Genomic DNA, 23,829 nt, shown 5'->3' with positions numbered 1-23,829 from the left:
TGCAATGAATCTGCCCCTGGATACCCTGCTTGCGCGCATCAAGGCCACTGCGGTGGAGCGCGATGCCCGTGGCGGCCATGCCGCCGAAGAGAAGGCGCTGCTGCGCGATGCCGGCCTGCTCAACCTGTCGATCCCGCGCGCCTACGGCAGCGATGAGCGCCCCTGGCCGGAGATCTACGCGCTGGTACGGCGCATCGCGGCGGTCGACAGCTCGCTGGCCCATGTATTCGCCTTCCACCATCTGCAGGTCGCCACCGTGCTGATCTACGGCAGCGAGGAACAGCAGGAGCGCCTGCTGCGCCAGACCATCGAGCGCCAGCTGTGGTGGGGCAATGGCATGAACCCGCTGGACCGTCGGTTGGTGGCGCGACAAACCGCCAGCGGGCTGCTGCTCGATGGCGTGAAGTCGTTCTGCTCGGGGATTGTCGGCTCGCAGTTGATGACTCTCTCGGCGGTGCTCGATGAGGCCGCCCAGCCGCTGCTGGCCGTGGTGCCGGTCGAGCAGCCCGGCGTGCGCATACTCGACGACTGGGACCCCATCGGCCAGCGGCAGACCGACAGCAACTCGGTCAGCTTCGCGCAGGTTCCGCTGGCCGAGCGCGACGTGCTGCGCGCCCCGGAAGTGCCGCCGACGCCGTTCCATACCCTGCGCAACTGCTTCGCCCAGCTGGTGCTGGTCAACCTGTACCTGGGCATCGCCGAGGGCGCCCTGGCCGAGGCGCGCGACTACGCGCACACCCAGGCGCGCCCGTGGCTGACCTCGCAGGCCGATCACGCCACCGACGACCTGTTTACCCAGAACCGCTTCGGCGAGATGCACGTGCAGATCGCCGCCGCCCGCGCCCTGGCCGACCGCGCCGCGGAGCAGGTCGCCGAGGCCTTCACCCGCGGCCCGGCGCTGACGGCCGGCGAGCGCGCCGAGGTCGCGGTGGCGGTGGCCGAGGCCAAGGTGCTCAGCCACCGCGCCGGACTGTTCGCCAGCCAGGAGCTGTTCGAGGTGGTCGGCGCGCGCGGCACCAAGGCCGCGCTGGGCTTCGACCGCTTCTGGCGCAACGTGCGCACCCACACGTTGCACGACCCCATCGACTACAAACTCAACACCCTCGGCCGCTGGGCCCTGAAGGGCGAGGCACCTGATCCGCTGAACTATTCGTGAGCAGCGCAGACATCCATCATAGGGAGCACGACCATGACGACTGACCAGGCCCGCCTGCGGGTGGTCGACAACGAGCTCGAGCTGGCCAGCACGGCGCGGGCGTTGCGCGATCTGGTGACGCCCGGAAGCGCCGAGCTAGAGTGGCTGCTCGCCGCCATCGCCCGGGATGCCGAGGCGCGCCGCCAGCCGGGGCAGGAGGGCCATCCGTGGCGGACCATGGAACTGGTCCGCCTGGCACGGCTGGGCGCCTTGCGCCTGCCCAGGGAAAGCGGCGGCGCCGGCGCCAGCCTGCGCGAACTGTTCCAGGTGCTGATCCGCCTGGCCGAGGCCGACCCGGACGTGGCGCACATCCTGCGCGCCCACTACCTGCTGGTCGACGAGCTGTTGCGCGCACCCGCCGACCCGCTGCGCGACGCCCGCCTGCAGCGCGTGGTGAACGGGGAGATCTTCGGCAACGCCTTCACCGAGCAGTCCGCGCGGGCGGTGGGCGACTACCGCTTCGAGACCACTCTCAGCGTGGAGGGCGACGGCTACCGGCTCAACGGTACCAAGTACTTCAGCACCGGCACCCTGTATTCCGACTGGGTGCTGGTCTCGGCCAGCGATCCGGATGGCAGTGCCCTCAGCGCGCTGATCCCGACCGACCGGGAAGGCGTGCAGGTCTTCGACGACTGGGATGGCATCGGCCAGCAGTACACCGGCAGTGGCACCACCCGCTTCGCCAACGTGCGCGTCGAGCGCGACGAGGTGATCCGCCGCGATACGGCGACCAAGTCCAACGCGCTGCCGCAGTTGTATCTGCACGCCATCATCGCCGGCATCCTGCGCAGCGTGGTCAGCGATGCGGTGGTCTTGCTGCAGGGCCGTGCGCGCAGCTTCAGCCACGCCGTGGCGGAGCGGCCGGCGGACGATCCCCAGTTGCTACAGGTGGTCGGCCAACTCTCCAGCAGCGCCTTCGCCGCCGAGGCCATCGTGCTGGCGGCGGCCGAGGCCCTGGACCGCGCCTTCCTCGCCGCGGCAGCGGGGGAGGACGCTGCGGCGCTCAACCTGGAGGCCTCGCTGCGCGCCGCCCAGGCCAAGGTGGTGGTGGACGAGCTGGCGCTCAAGGCGGCCAGCGACCTGTTCGAGGTGGGCGGCGCCTCGGCGGCCCGCCGTTCGGCGCACCTCGACCGCCACTGGCGCAACATCCGTACCCTGGCCTCGCACAACCCGGCCGCCTACAAGGCACGGGCCATCGGCGACCTGCTGGTGAACGGCACCGAACTGCCGCGCAACGCCTACTTCTGACTGAACATCTCCGCTGCGGACCTACATCGCCGTGCACGCTTGGCCGAAGCGGTCAGAGCGCAGGGGTTTCCGCTGCGCTAGGCACCGCCTTCTCCCCACCCACCATCCATCCTCAAGGACACTCCCATGAGCAACCACCCCCAACCCGTCGCCGCTCCCGCTGAGCTGCTGGCCGTCGACGACATCGAGGTGATCTACGACGGCGCCATCCTCGCCGTCGGCGGCGTGTCGCTGCGCGTCGAGCAGGGCGGCATCGTCGCCCTGCTCGGTGCCAACGGCGCCGGCAAGAGCACCACCCTCAAGGCCATCTCCGGGCTGGTGCAGGCCGAGCGCGCCGAGGTCAGCCGCGGCAGCATCCGCTTCCTCGGCGCGGACACCGCCGGGGTGGCGGCCAACGTGCTGGCACGGCGCGGCATCGTCCACGTCCTCGAAGGGCGCCACGTGTTCGCCCACCTGACCGTCGAGGAGAACCTGCGCAGTGGCGGCTTCCTGCGCGGACCGAGCCGCCGCGAGCTGGAGCAGGATCTGGAGCGCATCTACGCCTGGTTCCCGCGCCTGAAGACCAAGCGCAGGACCCAGGCCGGGCTGACCTCCGGCGGCGAGCAGCAGATGCTGGCCATCGGCCGCGCGCTGATGACCAAGCCCAAGCTGGTGCTGCTCGACGAGCCGTCGATGGGTCTGGCGCCGATCATCGTCGAGGAGATCTTCGATATCGTCGCCCAGCTCAACGCGAAGGAGGGCATGAGCTTCCTGGTCGCCGAGCAGAACATCAACGTCGCCCTGCGCCACGCCGACTACGCCTACATCCTGGAGAACGGTCACGTGGTGGGCGAGGGCGCGGCGCAGGAGCTGGCGGCGCGCGAGGACATCCAGCATTTCTACCTGGGGGGCAAGGCGAGCGATTGAACCGCTGTTGATCCGGCAACAGTTCGCGGGACAACTGTTGCCGGGCCAGCAGCGTGATCATCCATGACCCGCTTGCAGGCCCGGAAATCGCGGTGTTGCGGGCTGGCACGCAATCTGCTGAGTCAAGGTACCTGCGCCTCGGGGCGCGCCCATTTCTTCAGTACAGGTTCACCCGCCATGCCCGCACTTGCCGACGCCGCCTTCGACACCGTCGAGACCGCCCTTGCCGCCATCGCCCGCGGCGAATTCGTCGTCGTGGTCGACGACACCGATCGCGAGAACGAAGGCGATCTGATCATCGCCGCCGATGCCATCACGCCCGCGCAGATGGCCTTTCTGGTCCGCCACAGCAGCGGCCTGGTCTGTGTCGCACTGCCCGGCGAGCGCCTCGATGCGCTCGAGCTGCCGCTGATGGTCAAGGCCAATACCGAGTCGCACCAGACCGCCTTCACCGTCAGCGTCGACTACCGCCACGGCACCAGTACCGGCATCTCCGCCGCCGACCGCGCGGCGACCCTCAATGCCCTGGCCGACCCGGATTCGCAGCCGGACGACTTCGCCCGTCCCGGCCATATCTTCCCGCTGCGCGCCCGAGCCGGCGGCGTGCTCGAGCGCCCCGGGCATACCGAGGCGGCGCTGGATCTGGCCGTGCTCGCCGGGCGCCGGCCGGCGGGCGTGCTTTGCGAGATCGTCAACGACGACGGCAGCATGGCGCGCCGCCCCGAACTGCTGGCCTTCGCCCGCGAGCACGGCCTGCCGATCATCACCATCGAGCAGCTGATCGCCTACCGCCACGCACTGGCCCCGGAACCGGCACCGCGACTGCTTGCCGAGACCCGCCTGCCGACCCGCCACGGCGAGTTCCGTTTGCACCTGTACGCCTTCGCGGGCGGCGAATACCCGGTGCTGCTGGCTGGTGAAGTGGCCGGCGATGGGTTGTTGACCCGGCTGCACTCCGAATGCCTGACCGGCGACGTGCTCGGCTCGCTGCGCTGCGACTGCGGCGAGCAGTTAGACCTCGCCCTGGCGCGCATCGCCCGCGAAGGGCGCGGGGCGCTGCTCTACCTGAGCGGCCATGAGGGCCGCGGCATCGGCCTGGCCAACAAGTTGCGCGCCTACGCCCTGCAGGACATGGGGCTGGATACCGTGGAGGCCAACCAGGCGCTCGGCCTGCCGGTGGACGCCCGCGACTACCGCGCTGCCGCCGCCATCCTCCGCCACCTGGGCGTGCGCTCGGTGCAGTTGCTCAGCAACAACCCGGCCAAGGCGCGCGCCCTGCAGGCGCTGGGCATCGGCGTGCAGCGGCAGCTTGGCCACGAGGTGCCGGCCAACCCCGCCAACCACCACTACCTCGCCACCAAGCGCGAGCGCCTGGGCCATCGCCTGGTGCTGCCGGTGGTGGTGCAGGGCAGGGGGTGAGCGGTGGCAAGTAACGGCTTCGACGTGATGCGCCGATAACGTGCCGCTCCTTTATTGTGATAACTTTTCTACAAATTTGTAGAAAGGTAATCACAATGACCTGGTTGGCTCTCGTCATCAGCCTGCCTACGGAAAACGCCGCCCTGCGCCAGCGGATCTGGCGCGCCCTCAAGGCCTCCGGCGCGGCCACGTTGCGCGATGGCGTCTACCTGTTGCCGGACCGCGAGGACTGTCGGGGCATCCTCGATGGGTTGGGGGCGCTGGTGCGGGAGGGGGGCGGCACCGCCCGGCTGCTTGGCGTCTGCTCGCCTGAGCAGGAGGACTTTCGGGCGCTTTTCGATCGCAGCGAGCAGTATGCGGCTTTGCTCGCCGAGGTCGTGCAGGCACAGGCAGCGCTTGGCCCCGATAGCGTGAGCGATACGCTCAGGCAGGCGCGCAAGCTGCGCAAGGCATTCGCCAGCTTGTCCGCCATCGACTTCTTTCCCGGGGAGCCGCAACGCCAGCTCGACGCCGCACTGCAGGCGCTCGAGTTGGCCTGTGCGCGCACCCTGTCCCCGGACGAGCCCAGTGCCTTGTCCGGCGAGATCGGCACGCGCAACCCTGGCGATTACCAGGGGCGGGTCTGGGCAACACGGCAGCGTCCCTGGGTGGACCGCCTGGCCAGCGCCTGGCTGATTCGCCGCTTCATCGATGCCCGGGCGCGGATTCTCTGGCTGCCGAGCCCGGAGGAGTGCCCGCCGGATGCCTTGGGTTTCGATTTCGACGGCGCCACCTTCAGCCACGTCGGCAACCGCGTCACCTTCGAGGTACTGACCGCCAGTTTCGGCCTGGAGCGGCCGGCGCTGGCACGCCTGGGCCTGATTGTGCACGGCCTCGACGTCGGCGGCATCCAGCCGCCGGAGGCGACCGGAGTGGAGAGCGTGCTGGCCGGCCTGCGCACGACCATCGACGACGACGATCTCCTGCTGGATGCCGCCTGCGCGGTATTCGACGCGCTGTTGGCCAGTTTCGAGAAGGGAGGACCCACACCATGACCCAGACCACCACACCGCATTCCGAGGCCGTCTCGGCCACGCCCCCGGTCAGCTTCTGGCAGGCCTTCGCCTTCTGGCTCAAGCTCGGCTTCATCAGTTTCGGCGGACCCGCCGGGCAGATCTCGATCATGCATCAGGAACTGGTCGAGCGGCGGCGCTGGATATCGGAGCGGCGCTTCCTGCATGCGCTCAATTACTGCATGGTCCTGCCCGGTCCGGAGGCCCAGCAGTTGGCCACCTATATCGGCTGGCTGATGCACCGCAGCTGGGGTGGCATAGTCGCCGGGGCGCTGTTCGTGCTGCCCTCGCTGCTGATCCTGATTGTCCTGTCGTGGGTCTATATCGCCTTCGGTGACGTCCCCGTGGTGGCCGGACTGTTCTACGGTATCAAGCCAGCGGTGACCGCCATCGTCGTGCAGGCGGCCCACCGCATCGGTTCGCGGGCGCTGAAGAACGAATGGCTGTGGGCGATTGCCGCGGCCTCCTTCGTGGCCATCTTCGCCCTGAAGGTGCCGTTTCCGGCCATCGTGGTGGCGGCGGCACTGCTCGGCTACATCGGCGGGCGCCTGGCCCCGGAAAAGTTCAGGGTCGGCGGCGGTCATGGGCAGTCCGACAAGGCGTTCGGCCCCGCCCTGATCGACGACCACACCCCGCCGCCGGAGCATGTCCGTTTCCGCTGGAGACGCCTGGCGCAGGTGGCGCTGGTCGGTGGCCTGCTGTGGCTGGTGCCGATGGGCCTGTTGACGGCGTCGTTGGGCTGGAGCCACACGCTGACCCAGATGGGCTGGTTCTTCACCAAGGCGGCCCTGGTCACCTTCGGTGGCGCCTATGCGGTACTGCCCTATGTCTACCAGGGCGCGGTCGAGCGTTTCGGCTGGCTGAGTCCGACGCAGATGATCGACGGCCTGGCCCTGGGGGAGACCACGCCGGGACCGCTGATCATGGTGGTGGCCTTCGTCGGCTTCGTGGGCGGCTACCTGAAGGCCCTTTTCGGCCCCGATGCGCCGTTCCTCGCTGGCGCGGTTGCCGCCTGCCTGGTCACCTGGTTCACCTTCCTGCCGTCGTTCCTGTTCATCCTCGCCGGCGGGCCGCTGGTCGAGTCCACCCATGGCGACCTCAAGTTCACCGCGCCGCTGACCGCGATCACCGCGGCCGTGGTGGGGGTGATCCTCAATCTGGCGCTGTTCTTCGGTTATCACGTGCTGTGGCCGGAGGGCTTCGCCGGCCGTTTCGACTGGCCGTCGCTGCTGCTCGCGCTGGGCGCGGCAGTGGCGCTGTTCCGCTTCAGGTGCAACGTCATCCACGTCATCGCAGCATGCGCCGTGGCGGGGCTGGGTCTGCACATGCTCCTGCCGTGAGGGCGTACCCACCATCCCAGGTACTCGTGCCTGCTCATGCGAAAGCCCCGCTGCCTTTCGGCCGCGGGGCTTTCTTCACTCCGTAAAGCGGATCAGCGCGTCACAGCCACGGATGGCGCGGCGGCTTGATGCCGTTCAGGTAGTAGTTGCCCACCGCATGGAACTTCCAGCGCACCGGGTCGTGCAGGGTGTGGGTGCGCGCGTTGCGCCAGTGGCGGTCGAGGTTGTACTCCTCGAGGGTGGAGCGGGTGCCGATCAGTTCGAACAGCTTGTTGGTCGCCTGGATGGCGACCTCGGTGGTCAGCACCTTGGCTTCGGCGACCAGGATGGAGGCTTCGGCGACAGTGTCCTCGTTGGGGGTATCGACGGCGATCTGGATCTGGTCGGCGGCCAGGTCGAGCACCGCCTCGGCGGCGCGCTGGCGGATCTGCAGGTCGCCGACCGCCTGGATGCTGTACGGGTCCTGGTGGGCGAACTCGAGGCCCGAGTCGATCCAGGCACGGGCGTTGCGGCGCACCTGGGCGATGGTCTCGGCCAGCGCGCCGCGGGCGATGCCGGCGTCGATGGCGGCCTGCAGGAACTGCGAGATCGGGCCGGCGGCGGTGGGGTTGGCGAAGGCGTTGTAGACCGGCACTACGTGTGAGGCCGGAACCGTGACGTTCTCGATCAGCACGGTGCCGCTGGCGGTGGTGCGCTGGCCGAAGCCGGACCAGTCGTTGATCACCCGCAGATTCTCGGTGTCGCGCGGGATGAAGGCCAGGTGCGGGCGCTTCTCGGCGTCCACGGCAACGGTGGGCACCCAGTGGGCGAGCAGGGCGCCGCTGGAATAGAACTTCTGACCGTTGACGCGGAAGCCGTCGCCTTCCGGCTCGATGCGCGTCTCGAAGTCGGCCACGGTACGGCTGTTGCGCTCGGAGAAGGCGTTGCCGAAGCGCACGCCGTCGAGCACCAGGCCGAAGAAGTGGCGCTTCTGTTCCTCGGTGCCGTCCAGGCGGATGTGGTCGACGATGACCAGGTGGTTCTGCGGCAGCTGGGCCAGCGAGGGGTCGGCGGCGGCGATGGTCTTGATCACTTCGGCGACGGTGCGATAGCTCACCTCGGCGCCGCCGTAGGCCCTGGGCACGGTGATGCCCCACAGGCCGCTCTGCGAGAAGGCGTTGAGTTCGTCGATCGGCAGGCGGCGCTCGCGGTCGCGCTGGGCGGCCTCACGGGCGAAGTCGGCGGCCAGGGCGCGGGCAATCTCGATGGCCTCGGCATCGCTCCGGATGCGGTGCGCCGGTCGGGTCGGCAGCGGTTGCAGGTAGGGGTCGACGACGCGGTCGGCAATTTGCTGTTCGCTCATGGCGGGTTTCCTTGTGCTGGGTAGGGGGGGAGGGAGTTCAGAAGCGGTAGCCGAGATTGAGGCTGTACACCGTGGGGTCGACGGCGACGCTGCCGACCTTGACGCCGTCGACCTTCACGGTGCTGTCGATATCGGCGTAGCGCACGTCGCCGCCGACGCTCCAGTTGTCGTCGAGGGCGAAATCGAGGCCGACCTGGAAGGCGGCGCCCCAGGAGTCGGAGAGTTCGAGGTCGGCGCCGTTGTCCAGCTTCTCGTCGTAGAAGTACGTGTAGTTGAGGCCGACGCCGACGAAGGGGCGCAGGCGCGCCTCGGGGGCGAAGTGGTACTGCAGCGAGACGATCGGCGGCAGCTGCTTGGTGCTGCCGATCTTGCTGCCGTTGAGCTTGATGTCGTGCTTGAACGGCAGGCCGCCGAGCACGTCGATGGCCAGGTTGGGGGTGAGGAAGTAGGCCAGGTTGAAGGTCGGGCCGGTGTCGCTGTCGATGTCCACCTCGCCGGGCAGGATGCTGCCGGAGTCGGAGGTGGGGACGATCTTGCTGACGCCGATCCGCGCCTGCCAGGGGCTGTCGGTAGCGTGGGCGCCGAGGCTGCCGGCGAGGAGCAGTGCGCCGAGGGTGGCATGGCTGAGCCAGTGCAGTGACATGCGGTATTTCCTTGTACGTGCTGTTGTGCGAATGCGGCGCAGGGCCGCGCTACGGGGCGCTCCACGCGTCCGTACGTCCGGTCGGCAGGGGTTGCACAAGGACTAGAGCAGGCTTCGTGCCATATTCTTAAGTGATTGTTTTTAAAGGACTTTTAAGGATTTTTTGGCTGGCGGGGCTGTGTGCCGGAAAACAGCGCTGATGAACCGCTGTTGGTGGCGGAACACCGGCTGCAGCGGGGCAATTGCCGATGCAAAAAGGCCAGCGCAAGCGCTGGCCTCGGGGCAGGGGGGATGGGGCGCTCAGTCGCGCGGGAGCGGCGGGCAATGGCTGATGCGGCAGTCGACTAGCGCCAGGTACTGCTCCTCGGCCGCCATGGCGGGCTGCTCGATGCTGCCGCGCAGCAGCAGGGCGAGGCCTTCGAAGCACAGTTGCAGGAATTTCGGCATGGCGGCGCTCCCGGTCACTTGGCGGCGGAAGGGCCGCTGCCGATCTGCCAGACGTAGGGCGGCTCGCTGCCGTTGACTTCCCAGTCGCCGATGATGCGCTCCTTGTAGATCAGCGGGTTGTGCGAGGCGGCGGTGCGCGCGTTGCGCCAGTGGCGGTCGAGCTGCTTCTTCTCGCTGGTCGCCGAGGCACCCAGGGTGTTGAACAGGTCGGTGGTGACGCGCAGCGCCAGGTCGGCGATCACCACCTGGGCCTGCGCCGACTCCAGTTCGGCGGCGACGTTGGCGGCATGCTCGGCGGCCGCGTCGTTGCCGAAGCGCGCCTCGTAGGCGCGCTGCGCCGGAATGGCTGCACGCAGGGCGGTGGCCTCGGCGGCGTAGACCTGGGCCGAGGCCTTGCCGATCACCTGCAGCACCTGGGCGTCCTGGCTGACCCGCGGGGCGTTGCCGGTGCTGAAGATGCGCGTGCGCTCGCGTACCTCGCGGGAGAAGTCGCGCAGCGCGGCGCGGCCGCTGCCGGCCAGCACGGCGATCAGCACCAGCTGGTAGAAGGCGGTCTGGTATTTGAAGCGGGTGTCGAAGTCGAGGAGGTTCTCCTCCTCGACCACGGCATCGGTGAATACCGAGGTGCCGCTGCCGGTGGTGCGCTGGCCGAAGCCGTCCCAGTCGTCGCTCTGCTGCACGCCGCCCTGGTGGGTGCTGACCGCGGCGATCACGTTGCGGCCGTTGTCGTCGCGCTGGGCGAACAGGTCGATCCAGTCGGCGAAGATGCTCCCGGTGCTGTAGTACTTGGTGCCGTTGACCACCCACTTGCCGTCCTTCTGGCTGACCCGGGTGCCGACTTCGCCGATCTTCACCGCGCCGACCTCGGTCCAGGCGTTGCCGACCAGCTCGCCGGCGACGAAACGGGCGAACCACTTGTCCTGCGGCACGCTGGCGTGGGCGTTGAGGCGGTCCTCGACGAAGGCGAAGTGGCCGCGCAGGGCCTGCGGCACGCTGGAGTCGGCTTCGGCCAGCTCGATCAGCAGCTGGAACAGCTGCGGCAGCGAGGCGCCGGCGCCGCCGTAGGCCACCGGCACGCGCACGGCGCCGAAGCCGGCTTCCTTCAGCCACTGGATCGGCTCGAAGGGCAGGCTGCGGCTGCGCTCGCGCTCGACGGCGCCTGCGGCGATGCGCGCGAAGATCGGCCGGAAGCGCGCGGCCAGTTGTTCGTAGTCGGCGCCGGTGGAAAGCGTATTCAGTTGTTGCTGGGCAGTCATGACAGGGCTCCTGTGAACGGTCTGCTGGGGCGGCCTGGATGGCCGCGGGTGCCGTTGACAGATGCATGGCACAGCGCGTGCCAAGTGCTGCAGGCCAGTATTCATGCGGCCTCCAGCGTTTCGATAGGGAATGTGCGCTGTTGGCTTCGGGGCAGGTTGCTGGCCGACTGCTGCTCAGGCAACAGTGGCTGCCCGCCGGGAGAGCCCGGTTTCTGCGGACTGTTCTCCTTCCAGCTGTGCGCCAGGCAACAGCTGTTCAGCAGCCTGCTCGGATCGGGACACTGCGCAGAATCCCTGATATCAATCTAAATCATTGATATTAAAAGGATTTTATAAGTGGCACGGTTGCTGCTCTAGGTCTCTTGCGGGTGCCGCTCCGGCGCCCTTGGCAACGAGGCTGAGCGATGAGCAAGAAACTGAAGGTGGTCGCGGTGTCCGGCAGCGTGCAGCAGCCATCGCGCACCCTGGTGCTGGTCAAGGCGCTGCTGGCGCAACTGCAGCAGGCGCTGCCGATCGAGGTGCGCCTGGTCGAGCTGGCAGAGGTCGGCCCGCAGTTCGCCGGGGTGCTCAAGCGCGAGCAACTGCCGCAGTCCGTGCGCGACGACCTGCTGGCCATCGAGAACGCCGACCTGCTGATCGCCGCCAGCCCGATCTACCGCGCCTCCTACACCGGCCTGTTCAAGCACCTGTTCGACTTCGTCGACCACCAGGCGCTGGAGGGCGTGCCGGTGCTGCTCGCCGCCACCGGCGGCAGCGACCGCCATGCGCTGGCCATCGACCACCAGCTGCGCCCGCTGTTCGCCTTCTTCCAGGCGCAGACCCTGCCGATCGGCGTGTACGGCGCCGAAACCGATTTCGACAACTACCGCATCGCCACCCCGGCGCTGCACGAACGCATTGCGCTCGCCGTCGAGCGCGCCCTGCCGTCCCTTGCCTTGCGTGCACACCCGGCCCGCCTCGGCGTGGCCTGATCCCAGCCATTCCCTTACCGATTCCGATACGGAGAAACGAAATGAGCCAGAACAACATCAAATTCGCCTACTGGGTACCCAACGTCAGCGGCGGCCTGGTGGTCAGCAAGATCGAGCAGCGCACCAGCTGGGACATCGACTACAACCGCAAGCTGGCCCAGATCGCCGAGAACGCCGGCTTCGAGTATGCCCTGTCGCAGATCCGCTTCACCGCCGGCTACGGCGCCGAATTCCAGCACGAGTCGGTGTCCATCAGCCACGCGCTGCTGGCTTCGACCGAGAAGCTGCGGGTGATCGCCGCGATCCTGCCGGGGCCGTGGCATCCGGCGGTGCTGGCCAAGCAGATCGCCACCATTTCCGAGCTGACCAACGGCCGCATCGCGGTGAACATCGTTTCCGGCTGGTTCCGCGGCGAATTCACCGCCATCGGCGAACCATGGCTGGAGCACGACGAGCGCTATCGCCGCTCCGAGGAGTTCATCGACGTGCTGCGCGGCATCTGGACCCGCGACGATTTCACCTACAAGGGCGACTTCTACCGCTTCCACAACTACAGCCTGAAACCCAAGCCGGCACGGGTTCCGGAGATCTTCCAGGGCGGCAGCTCGCGCGCTGCGCGTGACATGGCTTCGCGTGCCTCCGACTGGTACTTCACCAACGGCAATACTGTCGAGGGCATCAAGGCCCAGGTCGACGATATCCGCGCCAAGGCCGCGGCCAACAACCACCAGGTCAAGGTCGGTGTGAACGCCTTCATCATCGCCCGCGACACCGAGGAAGAGGCCAAGGCCGTGCTCGCCGAGATCATCGCCAAGGCCGATTTCGAGGCGGTCAACGCCTTCGGTCATGAGGTCAAGCAGGCCGGTGCGGCCAGTCCGGAAGGCGACGGCAACTGGGCCAAGTCCACCTTCGAGGACCTGGTGCAGTACAACGACGGCTTCAAGACCAACCTGATCGGCACCCCGCAGCAGATCGCCGAGCGCATCGTCGCCCTCAAGGAGGTCGGCGTCGACCTGATCCTCAGCGGCTTCCTGCACTTCCAGGAAGAGGTCGCCTACTTCGGCGAGAAGGTGCTGCCGCTGGTGCGCGAGCTGGAAGCCCGGCGCGCCGCCGAAAAAGCCGCGGCATAAGGAGCTGAGCATGGTTCGGTTCGCGGACAGCGGGGCGGGCAGCCCCGCCACCCTGCCCGAGTGGTTGCAGTGGCAGGCGCGCCAGCAGGACGCGGGCATCGCCCTGCGCCACAAGCGTCTGGGCGTCTGGCAGGTGCGCCGCTGGGCGCAGGTCGCCGCCGAGGTGAGCACGCTGGCCGGCGCCCTGCAGGCGCGCGGCTTCGCCAGCGGCTCGACCCTGGCGATCCTCAGCCGGCCGCGCCCGGAGGCGCTGCTGGCGGCGCTGGCCGCGCAATGGCTGGGCGGGGTGGCGGCGCTGTTCGATCCGCTGGAGGCGGCGGGCGATCAGCTCGAGCTGCTGCGCGAACTGCAACCGGAGTTCGTCTTCGCCGAGGGCCTGGAGGAGCTGCAGCGCCTGCGTGCCGCGGCGCTCGCCCCGCGTCTGGCGTTCTACGCCGACGGCCGCGGGGTGAGCGAGGAGGAGGGCGGGGCGCAGGCCTACGCCCGCCTGCTCGCCGAAGCCTCGGCGTACCAGACAGCGCCGCAGGCGCATGCCGAGCGCAGCGCCTTTGCCTTCTACCGGCGCGGCGCCGACGGCGGTCACGAGCAGCAGCGCATCAGCCATGCCGAGCTGCTCCGCGAGGGGCGCCGGCTGGTGGACGTCGAGCAGCTCGGCCCTCGTGAGGAGGCGCTGGCGGCGCGCGCCTTCGCCGCCGGCGGCCAGGCGCGCTACCTGCTGGCGCCCTGGCTGATCGCCGGCTTCCGCCTGAACTTCCCGGAGAGCCTGGCCACCCGCGACAACGACCGTCGCGAGCTGGGCCCGACCCTGGTGGCCGGCACCCGCGAGACCTACGGCCGCCTCTACGAACTGGCGCTGGCCCGCCTGCCGCAGCCGGGCACGCTGCAGCGCCGCCTGGTGGACTGGGCGCTGGCGCGCCGTCCCGGCCTGCTGCGCCGCACGCTCGGCCACGCCCTGGTGTGCCGGCCGCTGCGCGACGTGCTGGGTTTCTCGCGCACCCACGCGCCGCTGCTGGTGGGCGAACCGCTGGCCGAGGAGGCGCAGCAGTTCTTCGCCGGGCTGGGCGTCGTGGTACGCACCTGGCCCGACCCCGCCGAGTGGCAGCGCCCGCCGCAGCGCCCGGTTCCGGCCGTGAGCGGCTGGATCGACGGCAGCTCGCAACTGGCCTGACGAGGAGAAGCACCGATGTCGCAACCACTGCTCGAGCTGGAGCACATTTCCCTGTCGTTCAAGGGCGTCAAGGCGATCACCGACCTCAGCTTCGCCGTCGCCCCCGGCGAGATCTGCGCGCTGATCGGCCCCAATGGCGCGGGCAAGAGTTCGCTGCTGAACATCATCAATGGCGTGTACCGGCCACAGTCGGGCCGGATCCGTTTCGACCGGGTGGAGCGCAACAGCATGCGCCCGCACGCCGCCGCCGAGCTGGGTATCGCCCGCACCTTCCAGAACATCGCGCTGTTCAAGGGCATGAGCGTGCTCGACAACGTGCTCACCGGGCGCAACCTCAAGCGCCGCAGCAGCTGGCTTGAGCAGGCGCTGCGCATCGGCCGCGCGGCCGGCGAGGACGACCGCCAGCGCGCGGCGGCCGAGCGGGTCATCGAGTTCCTGCGCATCCAGCCGTGGCGCGAGGCCATCGTCGGCCGGCTGCCCTACGGCCTGCAGAAGCGCGTCGAGCTGGCCCGTGCACTGGCCGCCGAGCCGCGCCTGCTGCTGCTCGATGAGCCGATGGCGGGGATGAATGCCGAGGAGAAGGCCGAGATGAGCCGCTTCATCGTCGAGGTCAACCGCGAGTTCGGTACCACGGTGGTGCTGATCGAACACGACATCGGCGTGGTGATGGGCATCTCCGACCATGTGGTGGTGCTCGACTACGGGCGCAAGATCGGCGACGGCCCGCCGGAGCAGGTGCGCCGCGATCCCGAGGTGATCGCCGCCTATCTGGGCACCCGGCACTAGATGGCAGCGTAGGGTGGGAAACTCGCGCAGCGATTTCCCACCGGGTGGCCAGCCACCGCCGGTGGGCAAGGCTGCGCCGTTGCCCACCCTACAAAAAAACCGCAATCGACAACGCCCGCCTGCGCGCAGGCGGCCAGGGCGCCTTGCGCCCGCAAACGGGAAATCCAACATGGAATTCTTCTTCGAAGTGCTGATCGGCGGGCTGCTGGCGGGGGTGATGTACTCGCTGGTCGCCATCGGCTTCGTGCTGATCTACAAGGCCTCGGGCGTGTTCAACTTCGCCCAGGGCGCGATGGTGCTGTTCGCCGCGCTGACCTTCGTCAGCCTGCTGGAGCGCGGCGTGCCGTTCTGGCTCGCCTTCCTGATCACCCTGGCAGCGATGGTGTTTCTGGCACTGCTGATCGAGCGCGCGGTGCTGCGCCCGCTGGTCAACCGCTCGCCGATCACCCTGTTCATGGCCACCCTCGGCCTGTCGTACATGATCGAGGGCTTCGCCCAGGCCCTGTGGGGCGCCCAGGTGCACGGTCTGGAGCTGGGCATCAACGACGCGCCGCTGGAGGTCGGCGGCCTGCTGCTGTCGCAGTTCGACCTGTTCGCCGCCGGCATCGCCGCCGCGCTGGTGGCGCTGCTCTCGCTGCTGTTCAACAAGACCCGCATCGGCCTGTCGCTGCGCGCGGTGGCCGACGATCCGCTGGCCGCGCTGACCGTGGGCATCCGCCTGCAGCGCATCTGGGCGGTGGTGTGGGCGGTGGCCGGCTTCGTCGGCCTGGTCGCCGGGCTGCTGTGGGGCGCGCGCCTCGGCGTGCAGTTCTCGCTGTCGCTGGTGGTGCTCAAGGCACTGCCGGTGCTGATCATCGGCGGCTTCACCTCGATCAGCGGCGCCATCGTCGGCGGCCTGATCGTCGGCGCCGCGGAAAAGCTCGCCGAGGTCTATCTCGGCCCCTTCGTCGGCGGCGGCATCGAAAACTGGTTCCCCTATGTGCTGGCCATGCTGTTCCTGCTGGTGCGCCCGGCGGGGCTGTTCGGCGAGCGCGCCATCGAGCGCGTGTAAGGAGATCGCGACATGCTCTATCAAGAAGCCGGTCAGTTCAGCACCCGCTACGCCGACGACCGCCGCCTGTTTCGCCTGCGCCAGGACCGCCTCGGCCTGGTCCTGCTGCTGGCCTTCGCCTTCGTCGTGGTGCCCTTCCTCGGCAACGACTACTGGTTCAGCGCCATCCTGATTCCGTTCCTGGTGCTGTCGCTGGCCGGGCTGGGGCTGAACCTCTTGACCGGCTACGCCGGCCAGTTGTCCCTCGGCTCGGCGGCGTTCATGGCGGTGGGCGCCTTCGCTGCCTACAACTTCGAGCTGCGCGTGCCGGGGCTGCCGCTGCCGCTCAGCCTGTTGCTCGGCGGGGTGGTCGCCGCCCTGGTGTCGCTGCTGTTCGGCCTGCCCAGTCTGCGCATCAAGGGTTTCTACCTGATCGTCTCGACCCTCGCTGCGCAGTTCTTCGTGCAGTGGGCGCTGACCAAGTTCGGCTGGTTCTCCAACGACAATCCGTCCGGGGTGATCAGCGCGCCCAAGCTGGAGATCCTCGGCGCCGACTTCGGTTCGCCGGACGGCCGCTACCTGCTGACCCTCGGCGTGGTGACGGCGCTGTTCTGGCTCGGCCACAACCTGGTGCGCAGCGAGCTGGGCCGCAACTGGATGGCGGTGCGCGACATGGATACCGCCGCCGCGGTGATCGGCATCCCGCTGGCGAAGACCAAGCTGCTGGCCTTCGCCATCAGCGGCTTTTTCCTCGGCATCGCCGGCGCGCTCTGGGCGTTCGCCTACCTGGGCACCGTGGAGCCGCACGGCTTCGACCTCAACCGCTCGTTCCAGGTGCTGTTCATCATCATCATCGGCGGACTGGGCAGCATCCTCGGCAACTTCCTCGGCGCCGCCTTCATCGTGCTGTTCCCGCTGCTGCTCTCCAACCTCGCCGGCCTGCTGCCGGCCGGGCTGATCGACGCCGGACAGCTGGAGAACCTGCAGAAGATGCTGTTCGGCGCGCTGATCATCGCCTTCCTGATCAAGGAGCCGGAGGGCCTCGCCCGTCTCTGGCAACGCCTGCGCGAGCGCGCCCGGGTGTGGCCGCTGCGCTACTGAATGGCGCTTTCCCGAACCCAAGCACTACCGGACGCCGGTCCGGCCCCGACCTCCCATTCTTCGACAAGGACAATCACGATGTTCAAACGCAGTTTCGTCGCCAGCCTGGCGCTGTCCATCAGCCTGGGCAGCGCGGCCCTCAGCGCCCACGCCGAGGGCGAACAGTACTTCCCGCTGCAGAGCTACCGGGTCGGCCCCTACGCGGCCGGTGGCACCGGCTTCTTCGGCGGCTTCATCGACTATCTCAAGTACGTCAACGCGGGCGGCGGGGTCAACGGCGTCAAGCTGACCTGGAGCGAGTGCGAGACCGAGTACGTGGTGGAGAAGGGCGTCGAGTGCTACGAGCGCCTCAAGGGCGGTCTGAACGGCGCGCCGGCGGCGGCCACCAACCCGCTGTCGGTGGGCATCGCCTACGCCACCCTCGACCGCTCCACCGCCGACAAGCTGCCGCTGATCACCATCAACCACGGCCGCACCGACTCCACTGACGGCAGCGTGTTCCCCTACGCCTTCCCGCTGCAGCTCAACCCGTATTCCGAGGTGTCGGCGATCGTCAACTACATCGGCCAGCAGGCCGGCGGCCTCGACAAGCTCAAGGGCCAGAAGATCGTCACCCTCTACCACGGCTCGCCCTACGGCAAGGAAACCAACGAGGTGCTGAAGATCCTCGCCGACAAGTACGGCTTCGCCCTGAGCCTGGTGGAGGTGCCGCACCCGGGCAACGAGCAGCAGTCGCAGTGGCTGAACATCCGTCGCGAGAAGCCGGACTGGGTGATCCTGCGCGGCTGGGGGGTGATGAACCCGGTGGCGCTGAAGACCGCGCAGAAGGTCGGCTTCCCGGCCAACCGCATCATCGGCAACATCTGGAGCAACTCCGAGGATGACGCCGCCCCGGCCGGTGCTGCGGCCAAGGGCTTCATCGCCATCACCACCCACCCGTCCGGCACCGAGTTCCCGGTGCTGCAGGGCATCAAGCAGGAGGTGGTCGACAAGGGGCAGGGCGACCTGGCCGATGCCAAGCGCTTCGGCAACGTCTACTACAACCTCGGCGTGGTCAACGGCATCCTCAACGTCGAGGCGCTGCGCATCGCCCAGGCCAAGTTCGGCAAGCAGCCCTTGACCGGCGAGCAGGTGCGCTGGGGCTTCGAGAACCTCAAGCTGGACGACACCCGCCTCAAGGAACTGGGCGCCCTGGGTCTGGTGCAGCCGCTGCAGCTGTCCTGCTCCGACCACGAGGGCGGCGGCGCGGTGCGCTTCCAGCAGTGGGACGGCGAGAAGTGGAACCTGATCAGCGACTGGGTGCAGGCCGACCGCGCCCTGCTGCGGCCGATCATCGAGGCGTCCTCGCGCAAGTACGCGCAGGAGAAGGGCATCACCCCGCGCGATTGCAGCAAGGAAGCCTGACTCCTCCAGCGCTCGCATGACGGCGAACCGGGCCATCAGTCGATGGCCCGGTTTTTTGTCGGCTGCAGAAAGTGCTGGCCACGCGGCCGGCAAGCGGTGCCGGCGGAAAGCAGCAGCCCGCCGGCACCTGGAGGTGGCGGCGGGCTGGGTAGTGGGCGTTGCGCACGCTCAGATCGAGATGTTGACGACCTTGCTCCCCTGGCTGGCGTCTGCCGGACGGCGGCGGTTGACCACCAGTTCGCCGAATTTGATCAGCAGCGCGCGGGTGACGTTGCGGCTGAGGCCGAGCAGGCTGGCGGTGTGCACCTGGTTGTAGTGGCAGAAGCGGTAGGCCGCGCGCAGCAGGGATTCCTCGACCTTCTCGTGAAGGGCGCCGCTCTGCTCCTCGAACAGCTTGAGGAAGGCGCGCTGCAGCAGGGCGTCGGCCGATTCGTCCTGTACCGTTGCCGCCTCCGCCGGACGCTCGATGCGCAGGTTGGACAGGTGCAGGTCGTCGGCGCCGATCACCTGCTCGCGGCAGAGCAGCAGGGTGTGGTGGATGACGTTCTCCAGCTCGCGGATGTTGCCCGGCCAGGAGTAGCCGAGCAGCTTTACCTCGGCATCCTTGCCCAGGCGGATGCCGCTGTAACCCAGACGGCGGCTGTACTCGGCGATGAAGTGGCGGGCCAGCGGCAGCACGTCGCCCGGACGGTCGCGCAGCGGGCTGAGGTTGAGACTGACCACGTTGAGCCGGTAGTAGAGATCCTCGCGGAAATGCCCGGCGTTGATCGCCTTCTCCAGCTGCACGTTGGTCGCCGCCAGCACCCGCACGTTGATCGGGATGCTCTTGCGCGAACCGAGGCGCACCACCTCGCGCTCCTGCAGCACGCGCAGCAGCTTGACCTGGATCGGCATCGGCAGGTCGCCTATCTCGTCGAGGAACAGAGTGCCGCCGTTGGCCTCCTCGAACCAGCCGGCCTTGGCGCTCAGGGCGCCGGTGAAGGCGCCCTTCTCGTGGCCGAACAGCTCGGCCTCCACCAGGGTTTCCGAGAAGGCTCCGCAGTTCACCGCAACGAACGGGCCGCCGCGGCGGACACTGAGGTTGTGCAGATGACGGGCAACCAGCTCCTTGCCGGTGCCGGTTTCGCCGATGATCAGCACGCTGGCGTCGCTCGGCGCGACCTGCTGCAGGTGTTCGAGCAGGGCTTGCGACTTGGCGTCCTCGAACACCTGCGCCGTGGCGCGGATCGAGGTGGCGAGGGCGGGGGAGTGCGGCAGGGTCAACAGTTCCATGGCGTTCGCTACGAATAGAAGGTGGGGGTCGGCAGCGCCTCGTTCAGCGCCCAGTCGCCCAGCTCATGGAGCTTGTAGTCCAGCGGGTCGTGCAGGGTCTGGGTGCGCAGGTTGCGCCAGTAGCGGTCCAGACGCAGGGCGGCGTGGGTCGCGCGGGCGCCGGTGACTTCGAACAGGCGGCTGGTGAGATCGAGGCCGACCCGGCTGGCGGCGACCTTGGCGCTGGCCACGGCCACGGCCAGGCGGCCGCGCTCGTCGGCGCTGAGGTTGTGTTCCTTGCTCCAGGCCTGGTCGAGCAGGCCGTTGGCGCGCTCGACCAGGACACGCACGCTCTCCAGGCCGACCCAGAACTCGCCGTAATGGCGCAGTACGTAGGGATCCTCGCCGGCGTGCTCGACACCGGACTTGAACCACGGCCGGCTCTCCTTGAGCGTGTAGTGGCGCGCCTCGGCGAAGGCGCCCTCGGTGATGCCGAGGAACAGGTTGGCGAAAGTCAGCTGGGCGATCAGCGGGCGCAGGCAGGCGAAGGGCGTGCTCAGCGGGCCGGGATCGAGGAGCAGCTCGTTCTCCTCGACGCGCACGCGCTCGAAGGTGACGCTGCCGCTGTCGGTCTGCCGCTGGCCCATGTTCTCCCAGTCGCCGTGCAGGGTGATGCCGGTGCGGCTGCTGGGGATGGCGGCGATCAGCAGCTTGCCGCCGGCCGCCTCGTCGAGGGCCGAGGCGATCAGCATTTCCGAGTCGGCCGAGCCCGAGCAGAAGCTCTTGCGCCCGGAGAACTCGCGCCAGCCGTCGCGCTTCTTCGCCACGGTGCGGGTGTCCAGGGGATTCAGGGCGTTGCCCCAGAACCAGTTGTTGCGCGCGGTATGTTCGAACCAGGGTTGCCACTGGTCCGGGCGGGAGAACAGGCGCACGGTGGCCAGCATCAGGTGCTGGAAGCCGTAGACGTGGGCGATGGAGCTGTCGACCCGGGCGAATTCGCGGACGACCTCCAGGGTCTCGCTCCAGCTGGCGCCCTGGCCGCCATACTGGCGCGGGATGCTCAGGGTCAGCAGGCCGCTGCGGCGCAGGGCATCGCGCTCGGCTTTCGGGGTGCCGCCCTGCTGGTCGCGTTCGACGGCGCTTTCGGCGAATTCGGCAGCCAGTTGGCGGGCTGTCTGCAGGGGCGACAGCACTTTGGGTGGGGTGATGGCAGTCACTCGCTGTTCCTCTTGGTGGTGGCTGGCGAGAGGCAGGGGAGAGAGCGGCCGGATGTCCTGACGAGCAGCGATCCGGCGCCCCGCTGGAGGTGGCCGTGCGCTGCTCAGGCGATCTTCTGCAGACGGGCGGAGCCGGCGGCGAGCGTCGGCAGGGCGCGTTCGATGGCCAGGCGCACGCGTGCCTTGAGGGCTTCGCTGCTGATCCGGTAGTCCGTGAAATCGGCTTCCGCGGCATACACGCCGATCGGCAGGGTGAGCGACTGGAAGAAGCTGAACAGCGGCCGCAGCTGATGGTCGATCACCAGTGCATGGCGCTCGCTGCCGCCGGTGGCGGCCAGCAGCACCGGCGTGCCGACCAGCGCGTCCTGACCGATCAGGTCGAACAGGTGCTTGAACTGTCCCGGGTAGGAACCGCGATAGACCGGCGCGGCGACGATCAGCAGGTCGGCGGACTCGATGGCGCGCAGCTCGTGCTCGACGGTTTCCGGCAGCTCCTTGCGCGACAGCGCGCCGCCCAGCGGACGGGCGATGTCGCCCAGCTCGACGATGCGGCTGTCGATGGGCAGGCGATGGGCGAGTTCGGCGACCAGCGCCTCGGTCAGCGCCAGGGTGCGCGAGGGGCGGAAGGTGCTGCCGGTGACGGCGACGACTTTCAGGGGAGTGCTCATGGAGTGTGTTCCTTTCAACAGTTGCTTGCGGTACAGGAACACAGCAATGCTCGTGCCATGACTTAAATCCTTTTAAAATCAGGTGCTTGTGATGTTTCGCCGAAAGGCCGCTGTTGCCTGCCTCGGCAATCTGTCGAGTCGCTGCTGCTTGGGCAACAGTTGTGCGGCTGTTGCCCGGGCAGCAGGAGTATTGCCGCCGCCCCGCTGCCCGCTGGGCGGAAGTGCTGGCCGGCTAGCTGACGCTGCCATTGCCCACCTGGTTCTGCACGTTCGCCTGGCTGACGTTGCTGCCCGGAGGCACACTGCGCGTCAGCCAGACGTTTCCACCGATGGTGGAACCGGCGCCGATGGTGATGCGCCCGAGGATGGTGGCCCCGGCGTAGATCACCACGTCGTCTTCAACTATGGGGTGGCGCGGTTGCCCCTTGAGCAACTGGCCTGTTTCGTCGGACTCGAAGCGCTTGGCGCCCAGGGTCACCGCCTGGTAGATGCGCACCCGTTCGCCGATCACCGCGGTTTCGCCGATCACCACGCCGGTGCCGTGGTCGATGAAGAAGCTGCTGCCGATCCGCGCGCCGGGGTGGATGTCGATGCCGGTGGCCGAATGGGCCAGCTCGGCAATGATCCGCGCCAGCAGCGGCAGTCCGGCGCTGTAGAGGTGATGGGCGATGCGGTGGTGGATCACCGCGATGATCCCCGGATAGCACAGCAGTACCTCGTCGACGCTGCGTGCCGCCGGGTCGCCGCGATAGGCGGCCATCACGTCGCCGTCGAGCAGGCGGCGCAGCGCCGGAAGGGCGAGGGCGAAGTCCTGGACGATGCGCCGCGCCTGGCGCTCGATCTCCTGACTCGGTCGCACGCCCGGCTGGGCGGCGTGGCCCAGCTCCAGGCTGGCCTGCTGCAGCAGGGCGTTCAACGCGGCGTCGAGAGTGTGGCCGACATAGAGGTCCTCGCTCTCCTGGCGCAGGTCGGGCGGGCCCAGGCGCATGGGGAACAGCGCGCCCGCCAGCGCCTCGACGATTTCGCCCATGATCTGCCGCGAGGGCAGCTCGCGGCCGCCCGGCTCGCGGTCGCGGCCATGCTGCGCCCGCCATTCGCGACGCGCGGCGCGCAGGTCGCGGACGATACTCTCCAGTTTCCAGCCGCTCGCGGCGGCAGGACTCACACGCTGATCCATCGATTGCTCCATCCCGTGGTTCCGACGGCTGCCGGGTGCCCCGGCAGCCGTCTGTTGCTCTGTCAGTCCTGCAGCCAGGGCAGGCCGCGATACCGCCAGCCGCCGCTGTCGCCGCGCTGCTGATTGGCGTCGAGGTCGCCCTCGAAGCCTTCCAGCACGTTGAACACCCGGGTGAAACCTGCCTTGGCGGCGGCGCTGGCTGCGGCCGCCGAGCGTTTGCCGCTGCGGCACAGCAGCACCAGCACCTCGTCGCGCTGGCTGCGGGCTTCCAGCTCGCGCAGGAAGCGCGGATTCCTGATCAGCGCCGGGCCGGTCTGCCAGGCGACGTGTTGGCTGTGCGGCACCCGGCCGACGAACTTCAGCTCCTCGGCAGTGCGCACGTCGATCAGCCGCGCGGCGCCGCTTTCCACCAGCGCCCATGCCTCGGTGGGATACAGGCTGCCTGTGTAGTCGAGCTGGGCCTGCCGGCCGCGCAGACGGCCACGCTCGAGCAGTTGCTGCGGCGTGAGCGCCTGGGCGGCGGCCAGCTCTAGGGCGGGGAGGGGTTCAATGGAGAAATGAGATTCGGCGGCGGACATGGTGGAGTCCTCTGGAGGGCTGGTCGGTTCGGCGCAGCGGCCGAGTGTCGGCACTCTAGGGGTTGGCGAATATATCTAAAAAATAATTAATAATTTTATTTTTATTCCTTTATCGAATATTTGGGGGTGTGTTTTGTCCGTGGCCGTGAAAACCTAGCGGGCGGGGCTGCCGACAGGCGTCCGGCGTCGGGAACTGTTCCCCAGGCAACTGTTGGCCGCTCAACAGCGATTCGACAATCTGCCGGATTTAGCACAGTTGCCGGATGCGGGGCTACGGCACGGGCAGAGGGAGGTCAGCTCGATGATCGCTGGGTGATGACCGGTTCTTCGCCGTCTTTTCGTGCTTTTTAGTGGGTATTTCGGCTTCTGGTACGGTGCTTGCTGAAGTTGAGGGAAGGGCGACACAGAGCGCCCACCGGTACCACGCCAGCGGCGAGCCGCTGTGCGCCTTGCGATGACCCTGGTCGTGCGCGACCGCAATAGGCCATCCCGATAGACAC

At 68.4% G+C, this 23,829-nt stretch carries 22 protein-coding genes; 13 read left to right on the top strand and 9 right to left on the bottom strand.

All coding sequences use genetic code 11. From position 1 onward, the window contains the following. Nucleotides 1-4: 4 nt before the first annotated feature. The 6 genes from SK095_RS06480 (at nucleotide 5) to chrA (ending at nucleotide 7,160) form a co-directional block, all read left to right on the top strand. The gene (locus SK095_RS06480) at nucleotides 5-1,156 is read left to right on the top strand and encodes an acyl-CoA dehydrogenase family protein (RefSeq protein WP_320548316.1); all 1,152 of its coding nucleotides are present in this window, start codon (nucleotides 5-7) and stop codon (nucleotides 1,154-1,156) included. 33 nt (nucleotides 1,157-1,189) lie between these two features. Beyond that, nucleotides 1,190-2,443, top strand: a complete 1,254-nt coding sequence (locus SK095_RS06475; RefSeq protein ID WP_320548315.1) for an acyl-CoA dehydrogenase family protein — start codon at nucleotides 1,190-1,192, stop codon at nucleotides 2,441-2,443. A 126-nt stretch (nucleotides 2,444-2,569) separates the two neighbouring features. Next, nucleotides 2,570-3,349: an ABC transporter ATP-binding protein gene (locus tag SK095_RS06470; protein WP_320548314.1), complete on the top strand. Its 780-nt coding sequence runs from the start codon at nucleotides 2,570-2,572 to the stop codon at nucleotides 3,347-3,349. 177 nt (nucleotides 3,350-3,526) lie between these two features. Further along, entirely contained in the window at nucleotides 3,527-4,768 is a 1,242-nt protein-coding gene (locus SK095_RS06465) for a bifunctional 3,4-dihydroxy-2-butanone-4-phosphate synthase/GTP cyclohydrolase II (protein ID WP_320548313.1), read from the top strand. 95 nt (nucleotides 4,769-4,863) lie between these two features. Further along, on the top strand, nucleotides 4,864-5,802 hold the full coding sequence (locus SK095_RS06460) for a chromate resistance protein ChrB domain-containing protein (RefSeq protein WP_320548312.1): 939 nt from the start codon (nucleotides 4,864-4,866) through the stop codon (nucleotides 5,800-5,802). Then, a complete protein-coding gene (gene chrA / locus SK095_RS06455) occupies nucleotides 5,799-7,160 on the top strand; it encodes a chromate efflux transporter (RefSeq protein ID WP_320548311.1) in 1,362 nt (453 codons plus the stop codon). The genes SK095_RS06460 and chrA overlap by 4 nt, the downstream gene beginning before the upstream one ends. 100 nt (nucleotides 7,161-7,260) lie before the next feature. On the opposite strand, the gene SK095_RS06450 is transcribed toward chrA, so the two are convergent. The 4 genes from SK095_RS06450 to SK095_RS06435 all read right to left on the bottom strand — a co-directional run bounded on the left by SK095_RS06450 (nucleotide 7,261) and on the right by SK095_RS06435 (nucleotide 10,848). Beyond that, on the bottom strand, nucleotides 7,261-8,502 hold the full coding sequence (locus SK095_RS06450; RefSeq protein ID WP_320548310.1) for an SfnB family sulfur acquisition oxidoreductase: 1,242 nt from the start codon (nucleotides 8,500-8,502) through the stop codon (nucleotides 7,261-7,263). A gap of 37 nt (nucleotides 8,503-8,539) precedes the next feature. Then, nucleotides 8,540-9,145, bottom strand: coding sequence for an OmpW/AlkL family protein (locus tag SK095_RS06445; RefSeq protein ID WP_320548309.1), 606 nt, complete (start codon nucleotides 9,143-9,145; stop codon nucleotides 8,540-8,542). Nucleotides 9,146-9,445: 300 nt separating this feature from the next. Next, nucleotides 9,446-9,592, bottom strand: a complete 147-nt coding sequence (locus SK095_RS06440; RefSeq protein ID WP_320548308.1) for a hypothetical protein — start codon at nucleotides 9,590-9,592, stop codon at nucleotides 9,446-9,448. A 14-nt stretch (nucleotides 9,593-9,606) separates the two neighbouring features. Next, the gene (locus SK095_RS06435) at nucleotides 9,607-10,848 is read right to left on the bottom strand and encodes an acyl-CoA dehydrogenase family protein (RefSeq protein WP_320548307.1); all 1,242 of its coding nucleotides are present in this window, start codon (nucleotides 10,846-10,848) and stop codon (nucleotides 9,607-9,609) included. 404 nt (nucleotides 10,849-11,252) lie between these two features. Here SK095_RS06435 and msuE (SK095_RS06430) point away from each other — a divergent pair, with 404 nt between their 5' ends. The 7 genes from msuE (SK095_RS06430) (at nucleotide 11,253) to SK095_RS06400 (ending at nucleotide 18,438) form a co-directional block, all read left to right on the top strand. Next, the gene (gene msuE / locus SK095_RS06430) at nucleotides 11,253-11,819 is read left to right on the top strand and encodes an FMN reductase (protein WP_320548306.1); all 567 of its coding nucleotides are present in this window, start codon (nucleotides 11,253-11,255) and stop codon (nucleotides 11,817-11,819) included. 41 nt (nucleotides 11,820-11,860) lie between these two features. Continuing rightward, nucleotides 11,861-12,949 (top strand): dimethylsulfone monooxygenase SfnG, encoded by a 1,089-nt coding sequence (sfnG, locus tag SK095_RS06425; protein WP_320548305.1) that lies wholly within the window; start codon nucleotides 11,861-11,863, stop codon nucleotides 12,947-12,949. Between the two features lie 10 nt (nucleotides 12,950-12,959). After that, nucleotides 12,960-14,117, top strand: coding sequence for an AMP-binding protein (locus tag SK095_RS06420; protein ID WP_320548304.1), 1,158 nt, complete (start codon nucleotides 12,960-12,962; stop codon nucleotides 14,115-14,117). Between the two features lie 15 nt (nucleotides 14,118-14,132). Next, nucleotides 14,133-14,903 (top strand): ABC transporter ATP-binding protein, encoded by a 771-nt coding sequence (locus tag SK095_RS06415; protein WP_320548303.1) that lies wholly within the window; start codon nucleotides 14,133-14,135, stop codon nucleotides 14,901-14,903. Between the two features lie 169 nt (nucleotides 14,904-15,072). Next, nucleotides 15,073-15,954, top strand: coding sequence for a branched-chain amino acid ABC transporter permease (locus SK095_RS06410; protein ID WP_320548302.1), 882 nt, complete (start codon nucleotides 15,073-15,075; stop codon nucleotides 15,952-15,954). 12 nt (nucleotides 15,955-15,966) lie between these two features. Next, nucleotides 15,967-17,034, top strand: coding sequence for a branched-chain amino acid ABC transporter permease (locus SK095_RS06405; protein WP_320548301.1), 1,068 nt, complete (start codon nucleotides 15,967-15,969; stop codon nucleotides 17,032-17,034). Nucleotides 17,035-17,112: 78 nt separating this feature from the next. Next, complete coding sequence (locus SK095_RS06400; RefSeq protein ID WP_320548300.1) at nucleotides 17,113-18,438, top strand: ABC transporter substrate-binding protein; 1,326 nt, start codon at nucleotides 17,113-17,115, stop codon at nucleotides 18,436-18,438. 168 nt (nucleotides 18,439-18,606) lie between these two features. On the opposite strand, the gene SK095_RS06395 is transcribed toward SK095_RS06400, so the two are convergent. From SK095_RS06395 to SK095_RS06375, 5 genes are all read right to left on the bottom strand, one after another. After that, nucleotides 18,607-19,710: a sigma-54 dependent transcriptional regulator gene (locus SK095_RS06395; RefSeq protein WP_320548299.1), complete on the bottom strand. Its 1,104-nt coding sequence runs from the start codon at nucleotides 19,708-19,710 to the stop codon at nucleotides 18,607-18,609. 8 nt (nucleotides 19,711-19,718) lie between these two features. After that, nucleotides 19,719-20,906: an acyl-CoA dehydrogenase family protein gene (locus SK095_RS06390; protein ID WP_320548298.1), complete on the bottom strand. Its 1,188-nt coding sequence runs from the start codon at nucleotides 20,904-20,906 to the stop codon at nucleotides 19,719-19,721. Between the two features lie 104 nt (nucleotides 20,907-21,010). Beyond that, nucleotides 21,011-21,574: an FMN reductase gene (gene msuE, locus SK095_RS06385; protein WP_320548297.1), complete on the bottom strand. Its 564-nt coding sequence runs from the start codon at nucleotides 21,572-21,574 to the stop codon at nucleotides 21,011-21,013. Nucleotides 21,575-21,806: 232 nt separating this feature from the next. Next, on the bottom strand, nucleotides 21,807-22,751 hold the full coding sequence (gene epsC / locus SK095_RS06380) for a serine O-acetyltransferase EpsC (protein WP_320548296.1): 945 nt from the start codon (nucleotides 22,749-22,751) through the stop codon (nucleotides 21,807-21,809). A 62-nt stretch (nucleotides 22,752-22,813) separates the two neighbouring features. Further along, nucleotides 22,814-23,329 carry a rhodanese-like domain-containing protein gene (locus SK095_RS06375; RefSeq protein WP_320548295.1) on the bottom strand — a complete coding sequence of 172 codons (516 nt, stop codon included), beginning with the start codon at nucleotides 23,327-23,329 and terminating at the stop codon, nucleotides 22,814-22,816. Nucleotides 23,330-23,829 lie beyond the last annotated feature (500 nt).

It is taken from the genome of Pseudomonas sp. AN-1, assembly GCF_034057115.1.
Lineage (GTDB): Bacteria > Pseudomonadota > Gammaproteobacteria > Pseudomonadales > Pseudomonadaceae > Geopseudomonas.
This window is presented reverse-complemented; position numbering and strand designations above follow the sequence as displayed.

Bases quoted from the DNA above. Each gene is read 5' to 3' on its own strand.
- SK095_RS06480 (WP_320548316.1), top strand. From the start codon at position 5: ATGAATCTGCCCCTGGATACCCTGCTTGCGCGCATCAAGGCCACTGCG.
- SK095_RS06475 (WP_320548315.1), top strand. From the start codon at position 1,190: ATGACGACTGACCAGGCCCGCCTGCGGGTGGTCGACAACGAGCTCGAG.
- SK095_RS06470 (WP_320548314.1), top strand. From the start codon at position 2,570: ATGAGCAACCACCCCCAACCCGTCGCCGCTCCCGCTGAGCTGCTGGCC.
- SK095_RS06465 (WP_320548313.1), top strand. From the start codon at position 3,527: ATGCCCGCACTTGCCGACGCCGCCTTCGACACCGTCGAGACCGCCCTT.
- SK095_RS06460 (WP_320548312.1), top strand. From the start codon at position 4,864: ATGACCTGGTTGGCTCTCGTCATCAGCCTGCCTACGGAAAACGCCGCC.
- chrA (WP_320548311.1), top strand. From the start codon at position 5,799: ATGACCCAGACCACCACACCGCATTCCGAGGCCGTCTCGGCCACGCCC.
- SK095_RS06450 (WP_320548310.1), bottom strand. From the start codon at position 8,502: ATGAGCGAACAGCAAATTGCCGACCGCGTCGTCGACCCCTACCTGCAA.
- SK095_RS06445 (WP_320548309.1), bottom strand. From the start codon at position 9,145: ATGTCACTGCACTGGCTCAGCCATGCCACCCTCGGCGCACTGCTCCTC.
- SK095_RS06440 (WP_320548308.1), bottom strand. From the start codon at position 9,592: ATGCCGAAATTCCTGCAACTGTGCTTCGAAGGCCTCGCCCTGCTGCTG.
- SK095_RS06435 (WP_320548307.1), bottom strand. From the start codon at position 10,848: ATGACTGCCCAGCAACAACTGAATACGCTTTCCACCGGCGCCGACTAC.
- msuE (WP_320548306.1), top strand. From the start codon at position 11,253: ATGAGCAAGAAACTGAAGGTGGTCGCGGTGTCCGGCAGCGTGCAGCAG.
- sfnG (WP_320548305.1), top strand. From the start codon at position 11,861: ATGAGCCAGAACAACATCAAATTCGCCTACTGGGTACCCAACGTCAGC.
- SK095_RS06420 (WP_320548304.1), top strand. From the start codon at position 12,960: ATGGTTCGGTTCGCGGACAGCGGGGCGGGCAGCCCCGCCACCCTGCCC.
- SK095_RS06415 (WP_320548303.1), top strand. From the start codon at position 14,133: ATGTCGCAACCACTGCTCGAGCTGGAGCACATTTCCCTGTCGTTCAAG.
- SK095_RS06410 (WP_320548302.1), top strand. From the start codon at position 15,073: ATGGAATTCTTCTTCGAAGTGCTGATCGGCGGGCTGCTGGCGGGGGTG.
- SK095_RS06405 (WP_320548301.1), top strand. From the start codon at position 15,967: ATGCTCTATCAAGAAGCCGGTCAGTTCAGCACCCGCTACGCCGACGAC.
- SK095_RS06400 (WP_320548300.1), top strand. From the start codon at position 17,113: ATGTTCAAACGCAGTTTCGTCGCCAGCCTGGCGCTGTCCATCAGCCTG.
- SK095_RS06395 (WP_320548299.1), bottom strand. From the start codon at position 19,710: ATGGAACTGTTGACCCTGCCGCACTCCCCCGCCCTCGCCACCTCGATC.
- msuE (WP_320548297.1), bottom strand. From the start codon at position 21,574: ATGAGCACTCCCCTGAAAGTCGTCGCCGTCACCGGCAGCACCTTCCGC.
- epsC (WP_320548296.1), bottom strand. From the start codon at position 22,751: ATGGATCAGCGTGTGAGTCCTGCCGCCGCGAGCGGCTGGAAACTGGAG.
- SK095_RS06375 (WP_320548295.1), bottom strand. From the start codon at position 23,329: ATGTCCGCCGCCGAATCTCATTTCTCCATTGAACCCCTCCCCGCCCTA.